Source organism: Candidatus Limimorpha avicola, assembly GCF_056978975.1.
The window spans coordinates 45569-65118 of the sequence record NZ_DBMCYK010000001.1 but is presented as its reverse complement, the minus strand read 5'-3'; the positions used below and the strand labels follow the sequence as shown (position 1 = coordinate 65118).

At 38.7% G+C, this 19550-nt stretch carries 12 protein-coding genes; 4 read left to right on the top strand and 8 right to left on the bottom strand.

What is annotated here, in order from left to right; all coding sequences use genetic code 11:
- Positions 1–41: 41 nt before the first annotated feature.
- The 4 genes from ACZOVS_RS00245 (at position 42) to ACZOVS_RS00230 (ending at position 5312) form a co-directional block, all read left to right on the top strand.
- Positions 42–1181, top strand: coding sequence for a DNA polymerase III subunit (locus ACZOVS_RS00245; RefSeq protein ID WP_483995230.1), 1140 nt, complete (start codon positions 42–44; stop codon positions 1179–1181).
- Positions 1178–2782: an apolipoprotein N-acyltransferase gene (gene lnt / locus ACZOVS_RS00240; protein WP_483995229.1), complete on the top strand. Its 1605-nt coding sequence runs from the start codon at positions 1178–1180 to the stop codon at positions 2780–2782. Before ACZOVS_RS00245 ends, lnt begins: the two co-directional genes overlap by 4 nt.
- Positions 2779–3729, top strand: a complete 951-nt coding sequence (locus ACZOVS_RS00235; protein ID WP_483995228.1) for a tRNA dihydrouridine synthase — start codon at positions 2779–2781, stop codon at positions 3727–3729. Before lnt ends, ACZOVS_RS00235 begins: the two co-directional genes overlap by 4 nt.
- A gap of 134 nt (positions 3730–3863) precedes the next feature.
- Positions 3864–5312, top strand: a complete 1449-nt coding sequence (locus ACZOVS_RS00230) for a bifunctional metallophosphatase/5'-nucleotidase (RefSeq protein WP_483995227.1) — start codon at positions 3864–3866, stop codon at positions 5310–5312.
- Between the two features lie 16 nt (positions 5313–5328).
- On the opposite strand, the gene uvrC is transcribed toward ACZOVS_RS00230, so the two are convergent.
- From uvrC to sov, 8 genes are all read right to left on the bottom strand, one after another.
- The gene (gene uvrC, locus ACZOVS_RS00225) at positions 5329–7140 is read right to left on the bottom strand and encodes an excinuclease ABC subunit UvrC (RefSeq protein WP_483995226.1); all 1812 of its coding nucleotides are present in this window, start codon (positions 7138–7140) and stop codon (positions 5329–5331) included.
- A gap of 83 nt (positions 7141–7223) precedes the next feature.
- A complete protein-coding gene (locus ACZOVS_RS00220; protein WP_483995225.1) occupies positions 7224–7655 on the bottom strand; it encodes a hypothetical protein in 432 nt (143 codons plus the stop codon).
- A 73-nt stretch (positions 7656–7728) separates the two neighbouring features.
- Positions 7729–9705, bottom strand: coding sequence for a tetratricopeptide repeat protein (locus ACZOVS_RS00215; protein WP_483995224.1), 1977 nt, complete (start codon positions 9703–9705; stop codon positions 7729–7731).
- Positions 9702–10664 carry a LytR/AlgR family response regulator transcription factor gene (locus ACZOVS_RS00210; RefSeq protein ID WP_483995223.1) on the bottom strand — a complete coding sequence of 321 codons (963 nt, stop codon included), beginning with the start codon at positions 10662–10664 and terminating at the stop codon, positions 9702–9704. Before ACZOVS_RS00210 ends, ACZOVS_RS00215 begins: the two co-directional genes overlap by 4 nt.
- Before the next feature lie 66 nt (positions 10665–10730).
- Positions 10731–11417, bottom strand: a complete 687-nt coding sequence (locus tag ACZOVS_RS00205; protein WP_483995222.1) for an energy transducer TonB — start codon at positions 11415–11417, stop codon at positions 10731–10733.
- Positions 11418–11482: 65 nt separating this feature from the next.
- Positions 11483–11836 carry a VanZ family protein gene (locus tag ACZOVS_RS00200; RefSeq protein ID WP_483995221.1) on the bottom strand — a complete coding sequence of 118 codons (354 nt, stop codon included), beginning with the start codon at positions 11834–11836 and terminating at the stop codon, positions 11483–11485.
- A 54-nt stretch (positions 11837–11890) separates the two neighbouring features.
- On the bottom strand, positions 11891–12268 hold the full coding sequence (gene gcvH / locus ACZOVS_RS00195) for a glycine cleavage system protein GcvH (RefSeq protein ID WP_483995220.1): 378 nt from the start codon (positions 12266–12268) through the stop codon (positions 11891–11893).
- 81 nt (positions 12269–12349) lie between these two features.
- Complete coding sequence (sov, locus tag ACZOVS_RS00190) at positions 12350–19540, bottom strand: T9SS outer membrane translocon Sov/SprA (RefSeq protein WP_483995219.1); 7191 nt, start codon at positions 19538–19540, stop codon at positions 12350–12352.
- Between the last annotated feature and the right edge of the window lie 10 nt (positions 19541–19550).

The window sequence follows — 19550 nt, the reverse complement described above, 5'->3', positions numbered from 1 at the left end:
GATAATTATCGCCTTTGTGTGTAATTAAAAAAAAGACTACTATGCTGTTTTCCGATATTATAGGACAGGAAGATATCAAAAAGAAACTGATACAAAGTGTTAGAAAGAACAGAATTCCTCATGCACAACTGTTTTTAGGACCGGAAGGCAGCGGCACTTTAGCACTCGCATTGGCATATTCACAATATATCAACTGCAAAAACAGAACAGAACATGACAGTTGCGGCATCTGTCCTTCTTGTATTAAATACAGCAAACTGACACATCCCGACCTGCATTTCATCTTTCCTACTGCAACAAACAAAAAAATAAAAAAAGATCCCGATTCGGAATTATTTTATCCTGAATGGCGTGACTATCTGATAACCACAGGCTGTTATGCCGACCTGTCCGGTTGGTATGAAACAGTAGAGTTGGAAAATAAACAAGGACTGATCAATGTACGTGATGCTCAGAAACTGATAAACAAACTCAACATGAAACCTTATGAAGACGGTTATAAGGTTGCAATAATATGGATGCCGGAAAAATTCAACGCCCAAAGTGCAAACACATTATTGAAAATCATAGAAGAACCGCCGGAAAAGACTTTGTTTATCCTCGTAGCTGAAGACGACAGCCAGATATTGACGACAATACTGTCACGTACAGTAATAATTAAATGCCATAAATTGAAGACCGACGAGATACGACAGTCTCTTATCAGACAATATCACTGTACGGAAGATGCTGCTCGCAACGCTGCCATATTGTCGGAAGGGAACTACAATCTCGCATGCAAATATCTAAAAAATGAAGACAATGAGAAGTTCTTGTTTCAAACTTTCCAAAAATGGATGCGTTACTGTTTCAAAGAAGCCATATCGCTTCTCATCGATTTCATCACCATTGACATAAAACCACTGGGACGCGAAAAACAAAAGGAAATCCTTGAATATGGACTTAAAGTAATTCATAACACCTTGCTTTTCAACAACAATTTGGGTGATTGCGTCATGTTGCCCGAAGAAGAGAAAAACTTCGTCAAGAATTTCTCTCCTTTTATTAATATGAACAACGCACAACCTATTGCTGCACTTATGGAAGAAAGCATAGAACAGATAGAACGCAATGCCAACGCCTCTATTGTATTTTTAGACGACAGTATCAAAATAATACAACTGTTAAAGATAAAACGATGAAAGCTTTTACCAAGATATCGCTCGCGATGGCAAGTGGACTGATGATGGCAACCGCATGGCCGACAAGAGGTTTTACTCCATTGATTTTCATAGCTTTCATCCCATTACTCTATCTTCAGGATATTTCAGGAGACCCGGACAACAAAAAAAAAGGCAACATTTTTCTACTATCGTTTCTTGCCTTTTTTATATGGAACACTCTGACTACATATTGGGTATGGAACAGCACTGCTGCCGGTGCAATAGCCATGTTGATACTGAACAGCACTTTTATGGCAACAGTATTTTGGGCTTATCACTTTGTCAAGAAAAAACTTTATGGAAACAAAAAAGGATACTTCATGTTACCCGTATTCTTCGTTGCCTTCGAATATCTTCATTTAAACTGGCAGTTGAACTGGCCATGGCTCAACATCAGCAATGTCTTCTCGCATCAACATACGTGGATACAATGGTACGAATACACCGGTTCGGCAGGAGGCACTATTTGGGTATTGGCTTCCAACATTATCATCTACAAATTATTTAAAGCTGCTTTTATAGATAAGACAGACAAAAAAAGTATTATAAAAAAAGGGATGGCTGCAATCTTAGTAATTGCCATTCCCATTATCACAAGTCTGATAATTTACAATAATTATAAAGAAGAAGGAGAGGATATTGAAGTCGTTGTCATACAACCTAACATAGACCCATATACCGAAGAGTTTACCTTATCGCCATTACAGATTATGGAACGCAACATACCATTGGCAGACAGCATCGTCACAGAAAAGACGTTATTTGTGTTGAGTCCTGAATCTGCAATACAGGAAGCTCTTTGGATTCACGCTCCAGGCAACAGCATATCTGTTAAAAAACTCAAAGCATTCGACGAAAGACATCCTGAATGTGCCTACATCATAGGAGCGAGCACTTTCTCCATAGTACCTGCCGGCATGGAGGATGATTTCGCTGCAAGAGCAGTTTATCTGAATCAGAAGGAAAAGAGTTATATTTACGCTCACAACACCGCCCTTATGGTCACAAAGGACACCATAGACCATTATCACAAATCCAAGTTGACACCCGGTGTGGAACAGATGCCGTCGTGGTGGTTCTTACGTCCATTGGAAAGACTTGCCATAGACCTCGGAGGCACCTCCGGAACATTGAAAGGGGAAGATAATGCTCATGTATTTGAACATAACGGCATTAAAGCAGCAGCATTAATATGTTATGAGTCGGCTTTCGGCAACTATGTCATTGATTTTGTAAGAGAAGGCGCCGACATACTGTTTGTCATCACCAACGATGGCTGGTGGGGCAACACTCCGGGACACAGACAACATTTAGAATTGTCGAAACTGAGAGCCATAGAGACTCGCCGCAGCATTGCACGTTCCGCCAATACAGGTATCTCGGCTTATATCAACCAAAGAGGTGACATAATAGAGAAAACACAATACGAAGAACCTGCCGCCTTACGTAACACTTTGAAATCTAATGACAAACAGACTTTCTACGTAAGATATGGAAATTATCTTTATACTGCATCGGTATTTATTACAATAATAATGCTGTCCGTATGCCTTGTTTTTATCGTAACACGCAAAAAATGACAAAATTAAGTTTAGCACCGTTTCAAGGTATCACGGACAGTGTTTTTCGTAATGTCTTTGCAGAACATTTCAATGGCATAGACAAATATTATACCCCTTTCTTCACTGCTATTCAAAAAGACAACAGCAAAAATCTGAGAGGTGAAGAAATTGACCCTCAGCATAACGACATCAGCATTCTGACACCCCAGATTCTAAGCAATGACGCCAAAGAGACAATTCGATTCGCAGCACATTGCAAGTCATTGGGATATAAAGAGATAAATCTCAATATGGGATGTCCTTTTCCACGTGTTGCCAACAAGGGACGCGGCTGCGGCATGATGACTGAACCGGACAAGACCATAGCCATGCTAAAAGACATAATCAACAATATAGATATTGACTTCAGCATCAAATGTCGTCTCGGATATAAAAACAACGATGAAATCGACAACTTCATCGAGACTTTCAACATCTTGCCATTTAGCGAGATTATTCTGCATCCGCGTACCGGAAAACAACTATACGGCGGCACTGCCGACATCAACAGTTTCGCAAGAGTAGCTTCAATGATTGGGAAACCTCTAATATACAACGGTGATATCTTCAGTATTGAATATTATAAAAATTTACGAGAACGCCTCCCTGATACTGAATCATTTATGTTGGGTCGTGGTATTCTTGTCAACCCTTTTCTTGCAGAGGATATCAGCGGCAAAACAAAAAACGAAAAAAACAGAAACACAAGGTTGCATAGTTTTATGATATCTTTATATTTGGAAAGAATGAAACACAGTGGAGGCAGTCCCAAAGTGATTGGCAGAATGAAAGAGTTATGGTCATATTTGATGTACAGTTTTGAGGAACCACAGACAGTATGGCGCAAGATAAAGAAAGTCACCCATACTGAAGAATATGAAGATGCAGTAGAAGAAGTTTTCAATAATAACAAATTGATTTTGTGAAATTTAATGAAAAGCAGCACTTTAAAAAACAAAATATGACTATAATAGAGCCGCAACACATTGATGAATTATATGTTAAAAAATACCTATCTTTGCAAAAAATTCATATTACATAACGAATATTCAATGACATCATGAAAAAAACAGGTTTGTTTAACACCATATTACTTGCATTCATACTTCTAATAACATTTTGTTCATGCAACAAAAAAGACACCAAAGAAGTTGTCATACTGACAGTCAACGACATGCATGCAAATTTGTTTAACTTCCCACGTTTCGCCTACATTGTTGACAGTTTGAGAAACATATATCCCGACATGTTGCTTTTCAGTGCCGGAGACAACAGGACAGGTTATGCCTACAACGATCATTATCCGGACATGCCCAATCTGCCAATGATAGAACTAATGAACAAGGTGGGTTTTGACGTCGGTTGCCTCGGTAACCATGAATTCGACGGCAACATAGAAGGATTGCGCCATTTTATCAACGACACCGACTTCCCTGTCGTTTGTGCCAACAAAGACTTCTCCAAAATAAAGAATTTAGATATCCCATCTTATATTATAATTGAAAATCAAGGACTTAAAATCGGTATTGTTGGACTTATCGAGACTACTAACAACGGATTCCCGAGTGCACATCCCAAAAATCTCATAGATATCAGTTTCAGTGATGCTCTTGAAACAATAAAAGACTATCAGTTTTTGGATACCTTATGCGATGTTTTCGTCATACTGTCGCATTGCGGTTTTGAGCATGACACTGTCATGGCTCGACAGTTTCCATATTGCGACCTCATCGTTGGAGGTCATTCCCATGACCTTGTGAAACCTGCAACATATAACAATGTTATGATAACACAATCTGCCTACAAATTGAAATACTGCACTCTGATAAAACTTACTGTCGAAGACGGCGAAGTGACATCGAAATGCGGAAAAATCATCAAAATAACGCCGTCACTCAACGAAAACGAAGAAGTTAAATCAATGGTTGAAAGATACTGTAACAACGAAGGTTTCAAAGTAGTTGTCGGAAAGACTGAAAAAGATATCAAAGGCGAACTGACATTAGGGGCATTTATGACAGATGCCCAAAGATGGATGGTAAATGCCGACATTGCATTTCAAAACTACGGCGGTATCAGAATAAACAACATACCGGAAGGCGACATTTCGATAGAACAAATACTCGACCTTGACCCTTTTGACAACGAGATAGTTACATGCGACATGACAGGCAGACAGGTTAGAGACTTCATCGTCATCTCTTCCAATGCAGACAAAGGTTGCACTTGTGTGTCAGGAATAAAATATAAAATGAAATACGACTCTGAAAGGAAACAAGATAAGTTTTATGATGCAGAGGTGTCGTTAAACAACGGCAGTCCCATACAAGACGACAAGATATATAAAGTCTCCATGAACAGTTACATGTATTCCACCATGAAATTCGGGCACAGCGGCAATGTCAAGGAAACAGGCATCCTCACCATGGAAGCTGACATTTCATATTTGAAAGACAAAAGTCCGGTAAATTATTCGGAGGAGGATAGAATAATTATCATAGAAGAATAAATATATTGAAGCATTATTATAAGTTTTCTGAGGTTTTCCGTCTATTAAAAGTGTCGAAAACGATTTTGGCTTTGGCTTTTCCGATGACAGCAGCAAGGTCGTCAAAACTGCTTTCTTTTATTGCTTTGACAGATTTAAAATGTAATAACAGTTTCTCAATCGTCTGTTTTCCAATACCTTTTATATCATCCAATTCAGATTTTATAAAACCTTTGGCAAACTTGTTTCTGTGGAATGTGATGCCAAAACGGTGTGCCTCATCTCTAAGATGCTGAATAACTTTTAAAGTCCCTGAACGTTTATCGATATAGAGAGGTATGCTGTCACCGGGATAATATATCTCTTCGAGGCGTTTGGCAATGCCGATTATCGTTATCTTACCTCTCAGACCGAGTTTCTCGAGCGAACGCAAGGCAGCAGAAAGTTGTCCCTTGCCACCATCGACGATAATCAGTTGAGGCAGAGGTTTCTTCTCATCGAGCAATCTCTTGTAACGACGGTATATGATTTCTTCCATGGAATGAAAATCATCAGGACCTTCCACGGTTTTGATATTGAAATGACGATAACCTTTTTTATTAGGTTTGGCGTTGACAAACTGCACCATAGACGCCACGGGATAATCACCTTGAAAGTTGGAATTGTCGAAACATTCGATCACCTCCGGAAGTTCATTCATACGAAGGTCTTCTTTCATTTTGTTGAGAAGCTGTGTATTGTAGCGGTCCGGGTCTGTCAATGCCCTCAATTTCTCAACATCGGCACGGTACTGTTTGACATTACGTTGCGACAACTGCAACAAATTCAATTTCTCCCCTTTTTGAGGCACCACGAGACGGAAGTCGTCATTTTCCATATCGAGAGGGACAGGCACTATTACCTCTTCAGTATTACTTTCAAAACGTTCCCTAATGGCTATAACTGAATATGACAATAATTCCTCGACAGTTTCCTCCAACTTTCTCTTTATCTCGAAAGAATGAGACTGAACCACAGCACCTTCCACAACTTTCATATAATTAACATAGAAATAGCTTTCAGCATCATCAAAGGAAAACACCTCCACATCATAAGGAGTATTGCTACATACCAACGACTTGCTATGATAATTTTTCAACATGTCGTATTTATCTTTAAATATCTGGGCCTTTTCAAATTCCATTAACGAAGCATGATACATCATCTGATTTTTCAAATCTTTCAACACGCAGCTCACATTACCCCTTAAGATATTTTTAATATTGATTATCATAGCATTATAATCCTCTTCGCATATACTGCCATTACAAGGAGCGAGGCAATTGCCTATATGGTATTCCAAACAAGGCCTGAAACTGCCGTTTCTTATCTTTTCCTCTGTAAGTTTAAGCTGGCATGTCCTGACAGGATACAGATGACGAATCACTTCAAGCAAGTTGCGCACCATCATCACCGAAGGATAAGGACCAAAATACAACGAGCCGTTCTCCACTTTATTACGAGTCAGGAAAACACGCGGGAATCTCTCATTCTTAACACATATCCATGGATAAGTCTTGTCATCTTTCAACAAGACATTATAACGCGGCTTATATTGTTTGATAAAATTATTCTCAAGAAGCAATGCCTCCGACTCGCTATCTACAATAGTAAAACGAATATCGGCTATTCTACTCACGAGAAGACGTACCTTGCCGGTCTGATGTTTATTGAAATAGCTTGATACTCTGCGTTTCAGATTCTTTGCCTTTCCAACATATATCACCTCCCCATTCTCATCAAAATATTGATACACGCCGGGATTTGCCGGTATGGTTTTCAGTATTGAGGCTATCTTGTCCGAATTCATCTTGATTCTTTTCTTAAGAAACACGCAAAGTTATTCCATAGATTTTTGAAAGCTGTCGAAAATCGACAATATGAATCGTAACTTTATTCTATTTTGACAAAATCGTATTCAACACCATACTCATCATGATAAGACAAGTGTTGCAAATCCAATACACTTATTGTATGCATCTTAGGCACCACACCTCCTATCTCCATTTTATAAAAGTGTATTATCAGTGAACCGCTAATCTCCCAGGTAAATGACACTCCCTCATTTTCATATACGTCATCTGCCACATCCCAGGTAACACCGGTAAAATCATCATTATATCTGTAATAAACAGTACTGTCCTGCCAAAGACCTATCATCAAATCACTGTCATATTCGCTTTCTTCTTCATTAAACACTTCAGCATCAATCTTTTCCGGTTCGTAATATTTTACTTTATCTTTACGGACAAGATATATTGCCGCTATCACCAATCCGGCAAGCATTATGATTCCTATTATTATAAGTATGATTTTCTTTTTCATCTTCTAAACTATTTTACCGTGTAAATTTACATCTTTTTTTATTCTTCAATTAAAGATATTTAAAATGAGAATATCAGAAAAACCTTTTAATGACCACGTAAGCCTCTTTGATACCGAGTTCTCCGGCCTTGCTCAAATCATCGGCAGCAAGATTTTTTTCTCCAATATATAACAGTGTCAATGCTCTGTTGTAATATGCTTCGGCAAGACTGTTTTCATATCTTATCGCCAAGGTATAATCGTCAATAGCCTTATTGAACTCCTGCATCTGCAGATGAACATTACCCAAAAGATACCATACAAAAGGATTATCCGGATACTTATTGACAAGTATCTGCAACGTATTCATCGTCTCGGTATAATCCGGACGAATATTCCTAAATTCTGTTACATTGTCGATATTTCTTTTTTGAGAAATTCCAATAGGTTCTATATAATTTTGTTCTGAAAACAACAGATTTGCCTTTGCATATTGAAGTACTGCGAGATTAATACCGGCATAAACACCCAAAGACTGATGATTTATCAATGACTCAAATGCAGTCTCAGCATGTTTGTAATTAAATATTTCAAAATTAGAGATGCCCTCTAAAAACAGCCTGACATCTTCATTATCAACTAACCCAATAATTGAATCATTAAGTATGGAATTATGGTCGTCATCGAAGAAATCAAATTGCATCATGACAATTTTACCATCAAAATCGCAATTTTCACTTAATTGACTCAAAGTGGCATCTATAAAATATTCCTTACGTGAAGACTTCTTATATGTCTCATTATCAATAACACTGACGACATAATTATCTGCCGGTGCGATATCAATATCGGAATATTGCGACAACTTGCCTTTACGTTCCCCATTGACAAAATCCGATTCAAACTGAATAATCCTGTCATATCCAATAGTACCGGAATAATGTGCAAACAGAGAATCAATGTTTGTATCATCTTCACTAACCATATTCATTATCTCTTTAGCTTTAATCTGGTCTTGTTCAGCACCTTGCAAATCATTTTTTTCATAACGCACGACCGACCTGTTAACCCAGGCATCTATATAGTCCGGAAACAATTCTATCACCTTGGTAAAGTCATCTTCGGCATCATCCAGATTTTTCATCATATAATTCAGGATGCCTCTATTGAAATAACCGTAGATATTGTCAGGATTTATTTCTATCACCTTATTATACAATGCCAAAGCTATATCATTCTCCTCCATAATACTGTATAATATGGCTCTGTTGAAATAAGTCAGTGCATTACGTTGGTCTATCATGTTGACCTTTTCATAATCTCTAAGTGCAGACAATGTATCGCCAAGATTAAGATAAACTATAGCTCTGTTAAAATAAATCAAAGGATTAGACGCATCCAAAGTAATAGCATTATTAAAGTCGTCCATTGCTTTTGAATACTCTTTACGTTCAATCTGTATCATGCCGCGTCTGATGAGAGCTTCAGCATTGAAGAAATCGTTCTCTACCGCCTTATTCATATCGATAAGGGCGTCGTCGTAACGTTCCATAATAGCATTTGCAATACCACGGCTAATATAAGCATCTGTATTATTAGGACTGATTATCAATGCTGTATCGAAAGCTGCAATAGCACCTTCATAGTCATTGACATGTATCTTTGTCATTCCTACAGCAAGATGCAGTTCTGTACTATAGGGGTCAAGACTTATCGCTTTATCAAAATCTTTTTGAGCATCAGCATAATTGCCAAGATGGTCATTGGATATGCCGCGATAATGATAGGCACGTACATACAATGGGTGCAACTCAATAGTCTTGGAAAAGTCATCGACAGCACCGGAAAAATCATTAAGGCTGAACTTGGCAATGCCACGGAGAAAATATGCCTCGAAATCATTGGGTTTAGCCTGTATTGCAACATTAAGATTCTGTATAGCGGCATTAAAATCCTCTTTCGACAAATCAATTCTGCCCATAGTAATATAATGTTTATGATTGATTTGTCCCGAAGCCGCAAAAGAAATTGCGAACAACAGGATTAAAAGAGTAAATCGCAGGCTTTTCATCTCGGTATGATTTGCTGTTTTTTCTGATGTGAAAACTTCATAAAAGCCTCCATTATACTTTCCTGATAAGTTTTAGATATTGTAATATTCTTAATATTATTAGTATCAAATTCCACTATATAATCAGCATTGTCTTTTTTTATAGTCGAGACATGTTCCACATTAATCATAAATGACCTATGGCAACGTTGTAAAGGAGTGTCAGACATCTCTTCAGCAAGTTTTTTCAGATTATTACGAAGAAAGAAATCTGACACTTTCCCATTATTCAGATAACGGATAATGACGTAATTATCAGCAGATTCTGCATAAAGAACATTATCAGAAGTAACTGAAAACCGTATATCACCTTTTTCATCTTTAAAATGAATTATATTCTGTTCTTTGGAAGGCTGGTCTTTCAACATTTTGACAAGATTTTCATTACTAAGATAAAGGAAAGAAATTACATAAGGGATAAGAAGCATCCAGATAGTATTGGCTATTGCCTTTCTGTAAATGTTGAACATAGCTTCCCAAAATGTAATTGGAGCGTTATAATCGCTTATATAATTGTCAGTAAAACCGACCTTATATGCAATAAAAACATAAATAGCGGATATCAGTACCACTTCGGCAAATATCCAGATAGCATATTCGAGATAACCGATCTGAAACTTTTTTGTAAAGAAATTCATAATGACACGACTCAAAGATATGAGGAACATACCTATAAGAACCATAAGGGAAGAATACAAAAAGTAATTGAACCTTGTGATGCCTGGTATCCAAGTCTCAGAATTGAAAGGACGAAAAATATTTATGAACACCAAAGAATATATAGTAGTAAAGACAATGATACGCACCACATTATCTTTTTCAAGAATAAAAGCAGGCAAATTTTTTCGCCCGAATCTGAGATTATATTTTCTTTTAACAGCCATTATCAACAAATAATTAACGCAGAGAGACGGTTTCATATTATAATGACAAAAAAAAGAGGTGTAAGAAATACGCCCCTTTTTCTTATCATTAAAACATTAATGTTATTGCAATCTAAATACGATCGGCACTGTGAACGAGCATCTCACAGCAATACCACGTTGTTTACCGGGATTCCATTTAGGCATCATATTAACTATACGAACAGCCTCCTCGTCGCATCCGCCACCTATTCCACGCATCACGGTAACATTAGAAACGGAGCCGTCGGGTTCCACGACAAAGTTAACGTACACTCTTCCCTGAATATCGCTCTCACGAGCCATCATGGGATATTTGATATTCTTTTGTATAAACCTGGTCATTTCAGCTGCACCACCCGGAAATTCCGGCATTTGCTCAACAACAGTAAAAATCTCAGCCTCTACTATCTCTTCTTCTTCAATCTCAGGAGCCTCATAAACATATTCCTCAATGATTTCTTCTTGAGATACCTCGGCGTTGATATCAATTTCATCTTCTACCTCAACATCATCTTCCACGACTTGAATCTGAGTTGCCTGCGGTTTAGGCGCAGGAGGCTGTGGTTTGGGAGCTTCCTGTTTGGTGATTTCCACCATTTCTTCCTCAATAATCTCCACTGTTCTTTGTAAATTCTCCAATGTACGTTTGTCGTAACTCTTTATTTCAAAAACACGCCAAACGATAAACAGTGACACGACTAAACCTATCAATGCAAAAGTCAATCTCTTTGAATCGAGATCTGCTTTGGGTGATTTTTTAACTTCCATCTCTTATATATTTTTATTATTTTCTTATATTTTTTCGCCTTGCGAAGATACTAATAATTATCAAATCATAAACTTTTTTTTTGATTTTTTTTTATATAAATCAAAACAAAAACAAAAACTCCTATTATACAACCTATTACGTCTGCCAAAAAATCAAAGACAGAACCGTATCTGCCAACAAACACATAACTTTGCAACAACTCTGTCACTGCCCCATAAGTTATTGCCACCATCAAAACAATGACACACGATTTTATTCTGAAATTAAGATCTCCTTTGATAAATCTGTCTCTATAACCCCACAAAATTGAAAAAGGAAGTCCTGAAAACATCAATGCATGAACTATCTTATCCGGTCCAATTTTCCATTGGACCGGCACATTCGGGAAATATGACCCCGGCAAACCTACCAGAATCATTATTATGACCGCATAGAGTAAACCAGGGTAGATGCCTTTTAAATATTTCAACTATTATCCTATAAGTTGTTCGTAGGCCTTTGCATCAAGTAAGTTATCCATCTCGGCGGTATCTCTTACTTCAATTTTAATAATCCAGCCATCACCATACGGGTCATTATTCACAAGTTCCCAGGCGTCATTGAGCTTTTCATTGAATTCTATCACTTTACCACTGACAGGCATAAACATCTCTGATGAGGTTTTTACCGCTTCTATAGTACCGAAAACCTCTTCTGCTTCCAAATCTTCATCCAAAGTGTCAACATCAACGAAAACAATGTCTCCTAATTCATGTTGTGCATAATCTGTAATGCCAATGTAAGCTACTTCATCTTCCAAACGGATCCATTCATGATCCTTGGTGTACTTCAAATTTGATGGAATATTCATTTTTATCAATATTAATTTTACTGAAACTTTAGTGCACAAAAATACAACTTTTATCTTTTATTTTTAACTTTTTGTATTTTTTTATTGTACCAAACTGAATCTTAACGTCACACCGGCATAAGTATTTGAGGTTTTAAACGAATTTGCCACAAATGGATTGGTGACATCATATTTATAGAACAACTGCATGCCCAATCTCGTACTGAAATTATAATCTCCGGTAAGATATACATTTATCTTGTCCTGTCCTGCAGAAATCTGACTATATGCCTCATCGATACTACGCAATGTCGTTTTATTTCGTCTGAAACCGACATCAAGTTTCAATGTCAAATCGTTACTTGTTCTACGCGTGTTGCCGCCTCCCACAGATGACACTATAAATGACAAATCTTTAAAAGTATATCCCATACCTATCACTATCTCTCTACCCTCAACCTCAGTCAGCTGATTATTACTGAAACTCATAGTAACAGTACGTGACTTTTTGTATTCAAACGAAGGGCTGAAACTATTCTTGAATGCTAAGGTAACACCTATAAGCGGGGCGAATTGTTCTGTAACCATAATCTGTGACATATCATATTCCGGTATTCTCATATAAGTACCTTCATATACAGACATACTGTTGTTTGCGTCATAGTTTATATTGGTAGCCCATGATGAGATAGAATAAGTTGACCTATAACTATGCGTAATACTCACAGTCTTGAAGATTTTACTAATGGCAGGTATCTTGGTAAGACCTGTAAAGTTTATTGACCAGTTAGGCAATGCAATATTTTTAAACAAGGACAATGAAACATTACCGGGATTTTTGCCTCCATAAGCCGCAAGGAAAGCATACGTCAACACTTCCTGGGAATTGGCACCGTAACCATAAGGAAACTCTCCATGTCCTATAGTATCCATGACCATAGGCTCTCCCATACCAATCCATCCTGCATTACTATATGCAAGACGTCTTGCTATGTCTTGTCTGTAATTCAGCAAATTGTTAAACAAATCATCACCATTTGAGAATGAAGTTGCAGTCATGAGATAAGAGATACTGAAACTGCCACCATTGGTAGGCGTATAGAAATTGAATACACCCATCTCATTAGCTCTGAAATATTGGCTGAAGTTCTCAGAATACGAACGGTTTCCGGAAATATCGATTTTAATGTCACTGAAAGGCTCTAATTCCATCCTATAATTATACGACTGCACAAAACGCTCACTGTAAGGTTGATTAAATGTAGTATCAACACTTAACCAACCATTTTCTATTGACTGATTAAGAATATCACTGCTTTGTCCCAAGACAAATCCCAAACCGGGAGCCATGGTGCCTTTGCTAAGGCCGAAATAATCAGGTTCATTCATATATCCGGGCAAAGAGACACCACTGTTTTGTGTGAAAGAGAAAGATACCTTCTTGACACTCAAAACTAATCTTAACAAATTATCTCCAACTATCTTGACATAATTTGTCTTCGGTTTTTGGTTAAGAGTATCAACCTCTTTATTCTCATCTTCACTACTTCTTATTCTCGAAGGTCTGTTGTTATTGCTTCGACGCGGGGTAGTGATTTTTTTGAAATAAGGCACCTTGTTGTACAATTTCGACAAATCGGCATTAGCATTAAACTGTAAAGAATTCTCATTCTCCATAGTGTTGCCGTAATAGTCCTGTACATAACGCGACGAGGCGGTCCAACGGTAGCTTCCTGTATAATTAGCCGACGATGTCAACCAATCGAGGAAAGGCAATTTATTAATAGGGATAGTATAACTGACCTTTGCCGACTGAGAGAATGACGACATGGAGCCAAAACTGAGTAACTCTCTGTTGACAGTATCTCTATTGGCATACCATTCATCTGTACCGCGGTCCGGATTACCGGTAGGCTCATAAATATAAGCATTGGCAGTGGCATTATACGAAATATTCAATCCTTTTGTTATATCATAACGGAAATCGTATGTCCTGTTCCAATCCCAATTTTTCGCCGTAGTAGGCCTTGTTATTATAAGTCCGCTACTCTTGTTACGTAATTTCTGTGCCTGGTATTGACGATACATCTCAGTATTGAAAGAGAAACTCTTAGGAAGATAATAGAAGTTAAAGTCTCTGATAATTTGCAAATAAGGCGATGAGGCCCATTTAGCCTTGGCAAATGGTTGAATATTCTTGGCATTAGTAGAATATGAATATCCAAGTCCACCTCTATAAGTCTTCTGTAATTGATATTCCATGTCGGGATTTGTCTGTTCCTGACTTGTATAAGCATAGGAAGCGTTGAAATTTTCCACATCCCAGAAGTGAGGTTTCTTAGCGCCAACTCTATTTTTACGCAAATTAGTCACATTAAAGTTAGTCTGTGTTATGACATCTCTTGCCACATCATTAAGAGAGTCACGACCTGCATCATCGAGATAGCTCAAAGCATCTTTGAATTTCACATCGGGGTCGAGAGGATTGTATTCAGGTGTCACTATGGTACGATTATGGTCGAAATGTACAGGTACAGTGATGCCTGTTTTTTCCGGTTTCATGAATTTGCCGAGGTCGAGGTCTGTCGATACGCTATAATAGGCAGAAGACTCCATAGGCACAGTGGTGACATCCGACTCCAAAGGACCAAAGCCTGAAGATGTATAAGAACCAGCCACACTTACACGACCTATATCAGCTAAACTTGCTTCTATACGACCTGTCGCCGCCCAACCGCCGTCGTTGTTGAGGTCAGTAAGTCTCAACTCATTGACCCATATTATAGCACTGAGGTCTCTTGTCACTTCGTTGTCTTTCTTGGGATTTCTTACACCTATCATCATTGCTCTAACCTCACTGATGGTAGGATTACCCAACACCTTGATATAATTGCGTCCATCCGGCTCGACATAAAGTCTGTTGGTACGCACCTCCGTATTACCATTACTGATAGCAAGGTTACGGTTAGTCTTAGCCTCCGTTATTCTATCGAACACTATCTCCATATTATTGGCTTCCGGCCAGATGGCATACTCATTGGTTACGGCGGTATGCCAAGGAGTCAATACTAAAGGCACTTCATATTCATAATAGTTATCAGTAAGGTCAGAACCAAAACGCAGGAACACAGTCAGATCGCCATCTTCAAGCATATCATCCTCATTCATCTTTTCTCCGTGAATAAACATCTTCAATTTCTTATAGAATCTGAAATCGAATTCCGTTGTCTTATAAACGCCTCTGGCATCACCATCAACGAGTTTCTCTACAGAAATCTGCAATGCTTGTTCATTCTGACGTACTGTCGATGTAGTACCTGTAAATATCTCCTGTTCTATTCCCGGAGGTATCACATAAGGTACCGGCTCACGACTACCATTTTCTTCAAGGTTAACCGCCGACATCTCAAACATAGTGTAATTACTCTGATCGCCGGGCTGATACTCTCCCGGAGCCTGGATAGACTGTGTATAAGTACGCCATTCACCTCTGACAAGGTCAAGCGTGGCAAAACGTATCACAATGTCATCTTTGAAACCTTTGAGAAACATTCTCATGAAACGTATAGATGAATATCCCTCAATGTTACCAACAACTTTATCAGGTTCACGAATAGGGATACGGAACTGATACCACTTCACTGTCTTGTTCTCACCGTTGGCAGTGGTGACAGTGGCCGTACGAATGTCGGAAATACGATTTTGTCCGGAAGTCATCATCTTCATAGGGTCGAGGTCTATCTCATATTGATAGTAATTCTCCGATTCATTAAGAGTGTTATCACCGTTAATATCTTCTACATCAGGCAAAGTAGTATTATTGGTAGTATAACTTTCAGTATATTGTGCTTCTGAAGGAGAGTTACCCTCGTTGCCGTTATATCTCTTATAACGGGCAAGTATGCTGCCGTATTCATTATCGACATCGAAGTCGGAACCTCTGAAGTGGTGATAGTTGTCAGATGAAGGGTCTTCATACACTCTGGCATAAGCCTCTGCACTGACTTTACTTCTCAAATTCTCGAGGAAATCAGCAAAGAAAGAACGTTCATCGTTATCCGAAAGTCCATCATAACCCACATCCTGATATTGTCTTGACTCCGGATTAGAGTCAAAAGCCTCCACCAAAGCCTGCAATGACGGTACACGACCCCATGCTGTGGTATCCACATTAACCACCATGGCTGTAGTAGGCAAGCCGTTCTCATAACTCTTTCTTCCATCGCGCAAAATATCCTCCGACACATCGCCGAGGTTGAAATACAACTTACCTGTATTGGTCTGGTCCTGTCCTTCATAGAACGGGTCCATCATCCAAAATTCTATATACTCCACATTGGTAGCATTGAAATCCGACGATTCTATAGCTCTCATGATACCACCCCAGCGGTCCTCCGGATTGGAGAAACTGCCATCTTCGTTGATGTTATCAGTATCATAGTTATAAGGTCCACGTTCTTTAGGATAATAGGCAAGGTTCAAAACCGACATGTTAGTAGATGTACCCGCTTGTATATCTCTGTTAGGGAACAATTCTGTTTCAAGCACCTGACGCACTCTGTGATCTGAAAGTTCATCATTGGTAATATTGGAAGGCAACAAGGTACTGTAGCGGTCATAAAACACCGACTGGTCTATGATATACCACGCAAGTTTAGCTCTGTTCTTACCGTTATCCAACCCAATGACAGATGACTCCGGGAACAGATTGGACTGACTTTGCGGAGTACTTGCCAAATGCCACAGGTTCCACTGTCGCAAGTCTATCGTAGATTTTGCACCTTCAAAATCATCTATATATGAGGTGCTTTCATGTCCTCTTTCTCTGTTGACACCTTGAATGAAACGGGCGAACTCTCCATATACCGAGATTCTCGATTTCTGCTTTGTCTCAACAAGAGGCAATTTGTCTATCACATCAGTAAGCCACTGTGAATCAGTCTGATAATTGATATCAAAACCATATATCGTATTAGATATCGGTTCATCGTTATAATTTACTTTTGTAGTATATGAACGTTCCGAGAGATGCAATATGGTACCTCCTATAAGGAAATTGGGATTTATTTCATGTTCCACTCTCGCTCCGAGGAAAGTCTTCTTCAAAGTAGATATGGCAGTATTGTTTTCCATAGAGATATTGATAGCAGTACCTGAATTGAGCAAAGCCTCGTTGAGTATTGTTACACGTCCAAGAGTATAGTCCACGGTATAGTCCACATTCTCGGTAAGCGGCACACCTCCTGCTGTCACTGTGACAGAACCCGGTTCCACATTAAGAGCGTTGAGACTTATTTCGCTACCAGAAGAAGAAGTATATGAGCCTTCTATCCTGAATTTATTCTTGTCGGTATATTGTTCTGCCGATGTTTTTGTCAAAGTATATAATGAATCAAAGGCATATTTGTCAGCCAGCGCGGGGTTGTTCGGGAAAATCTTCTCCCTGATATGGCTTCCGAAAGGCTCCAACACCGGGAAATAAATACGTCCTGTCTGAGCATTGACGGTTCCTCCCGTAGTTGTTGCTCCATTGATAAAGTCAAAAACGCCATCACCGCCGTCAATTGGATTCTGCTGATTGTTAAGTCTATCGACACCCATAAGATTAATGAGAGACAAACCCTTAATATCATCAGGTGCATCGGCAAAATAGCCTGTCGCCACACCATTGTCATTACCAAGATACAAAATGTTAAGCACAAAATCGGATTGACTTATCTGATATGCCTTGATATTATAAACATTCTTCATCATAAGATCCCACATGGGCATTTTGGTATCCACGGTAGTACTCTTTAACATTTTGGCAATAAGCATTTTAGGATCAGATATACCTTGGTCTGAGAACTCACCGACCTGAAACACTCCATCCTGTCCTATGATAGTATATTGATATGCTACTGCTATTGTCTGGTTAGAATTAAGTCCCACATTAAGTGTGATAAAACCCAATTTGGAATTAAAGCTATATTCAGAAGAATTCAACTTACGTGCTTTCTGTATCTTCTCGAAGTCTTTACCAGAAGTAAAGCCCTGTGTAGTAAGGTATGAAGTTACAGTATTCAACGATCTTATCTGTACTGTATCCATATTGGCGACAAGGTCGTTGGCAGAATTATGAGGATAATGCTTACCCGGAGTGTTGTATGGTCTCACCTTCTTATCATTATAGATCCATTCCGCTTCACCTTCACCCAAGTCGGTAAACGCTATGATATTACGGTTATCGTCATAAGTAGCGCTTGTATTGGTTACCCATACTTCCAGTTTTGTGATATTGATGTCCGACGTCACCACCGGCAAGGAAGCCAGAGCAGCCTCATAATTCTCTCTGAAATAATGAGAAAGGAAGAAGTGGCGGTTTTCTTCATAATCAATACACTCGAACTCAAAGTCATTTGTCATGGCGCCACCGCTCACCGAGATATTCTGTGTCTCACTCTCCTGATATGAAGCTATGGCAGTCACCGTTGTCTTTCCGAATTTCAATTTAGTCTTGAAGCCGAAAAGAGACTGTGTGCCGGTGATAAGGGTACTGCTTAAAGGCATGCTTACGTTACCTGCTTCGAGAAGCTGCAAAATATCATCTTCATCGCCTTCATACTTCAAAGTAAATTTATTCTCGAAAGAAAATTGCGTTTCAGTATTGTAATTCAATCTAAACTGTATTTTCTCGCCAATATTGGCAGAAGCGCTAAGCTGAATATTCTCATCGAAGTCGAAATTCGTCGTGCGTTGTTGGCTAATAGTAAGAGAAGGGTCTCTTCTTCTCTGGTTTTTAAGACCGAATGTGACTTCAGCGGAGCCTTGCAGTTTGATATCGATGGTATTGCTGCCGAAAATCTTGTCAAACACCTTTCCTCCCACATAGATAGTAGGAATAAGCTGATTTCCGTCGGTATTGCCCATGGAAGCATCACGACGTTCTTTCCAATAATCTTTAAGAGCTTTCTTTTGATAATACTCGAAATACTGCTCCTGACTCATTGTATATGGGTCACGATAAGTAAAATCCCCAATCTTGTTGGTAAAGATATATTGTCCCGTAACAGGGTCGTATTCTATCTGACGAGTGATGTTAGGCGGATCATTAAAATAAAATCCGGAACTGCTCTGATTATTCGGATTGCCATCATCTTGAGGTATGGGATAAATCAAGTTGATGGTATCAGGCTGCTGAGGGGCAGGGACAAAAAACTCCGCTGCCGACATATTCTGAACCAACAACAAAAAACATCCTATCAATGATAAGGTAAAACAATGGCTATGTCTTTTCAATTCTCTATTTGTCATACTGTTTAAA

Coding starts and splice junctions, on each gene's coding strand:
- ACZOVS_RS00245 (WP_483995230.1), top strand. CDS start 42: ATGCTGTTTTCCGATATTATAGGACAGGAAGATATCAAAAAGAAACTG.
- lnt (WP_483995229.1), top strand. CDS start 1,178: ATGAAAGCTTTTACCAAGATATCGCTCGCGATGGCAAGTGGACTGATG.
- ACZOVS_RS00235 (WP_483995228.1), top strand. CDS start 2,779: ATGACAAAATTAAGTTTAGCACCGTTTCAAGGTATCACGGACAGTGTT.
- ACZOVS_RS00230 (WP_483995227.1), top strand. CDS start 3,864: ATGAAAAAAACAGGTTTGTTTAACACCATATTACTTGCATTCATACTT.
- uvrC (WP_483995226.1), bottom strand. CDS start 7,140: ATGAATTCGGACAAGATAGCCTCAATACTGAAAACCATACCGGCAAAT.
- ACZOVS_RS00220 (WP_483995225.1), bottom strand. CDS start 7,655: ATGAAAAAGAAAATCATACTTATAATAATAGGAATCATAATGCTTGCC.
- ACZOVS_RS00215 (WP_483995224.1), bottom strand. CDS start 9,705: ATGAAAAGCCTGCGATTTACTCTTTTAATCCTGTTGTTCGCAATTTCT.
- ACZOVS_RS00210 (WP_483995223.1), bottom strand. CDS start 10,664: ATGAAACCGTCTCTCTGCGTTAATTATTTGTTGATAATGGCTGTTAAA.
- ACZOVS_RS00205 (WP_483995222.1), bottom strand. CDS start 11,417: ATGGAAGTTAAAAAATCACCCAAAGCAGATCTCGATTCAAAGAGATTG.
- ACZOVS_RS00200 (WP_483995221.1), bottom strand. CDS start 11,836: ATGATTCTGGTAGGTTTGCCGGGGTCATATTTCCCGAATGTGCCGGTC.
- gcvH (WP_483995220.1), bottom strand. CDS start 12,268: ATGAATATTCCATCAAATTTGAAGTACACCAAGGATCATGAATGGATC.
- sov (WP_483995219.1), bottom strand. CDS start 19,540: ATGACAAATAGAGAATTGAAAAGACATAGCCATTGTTTTACCTTATCA.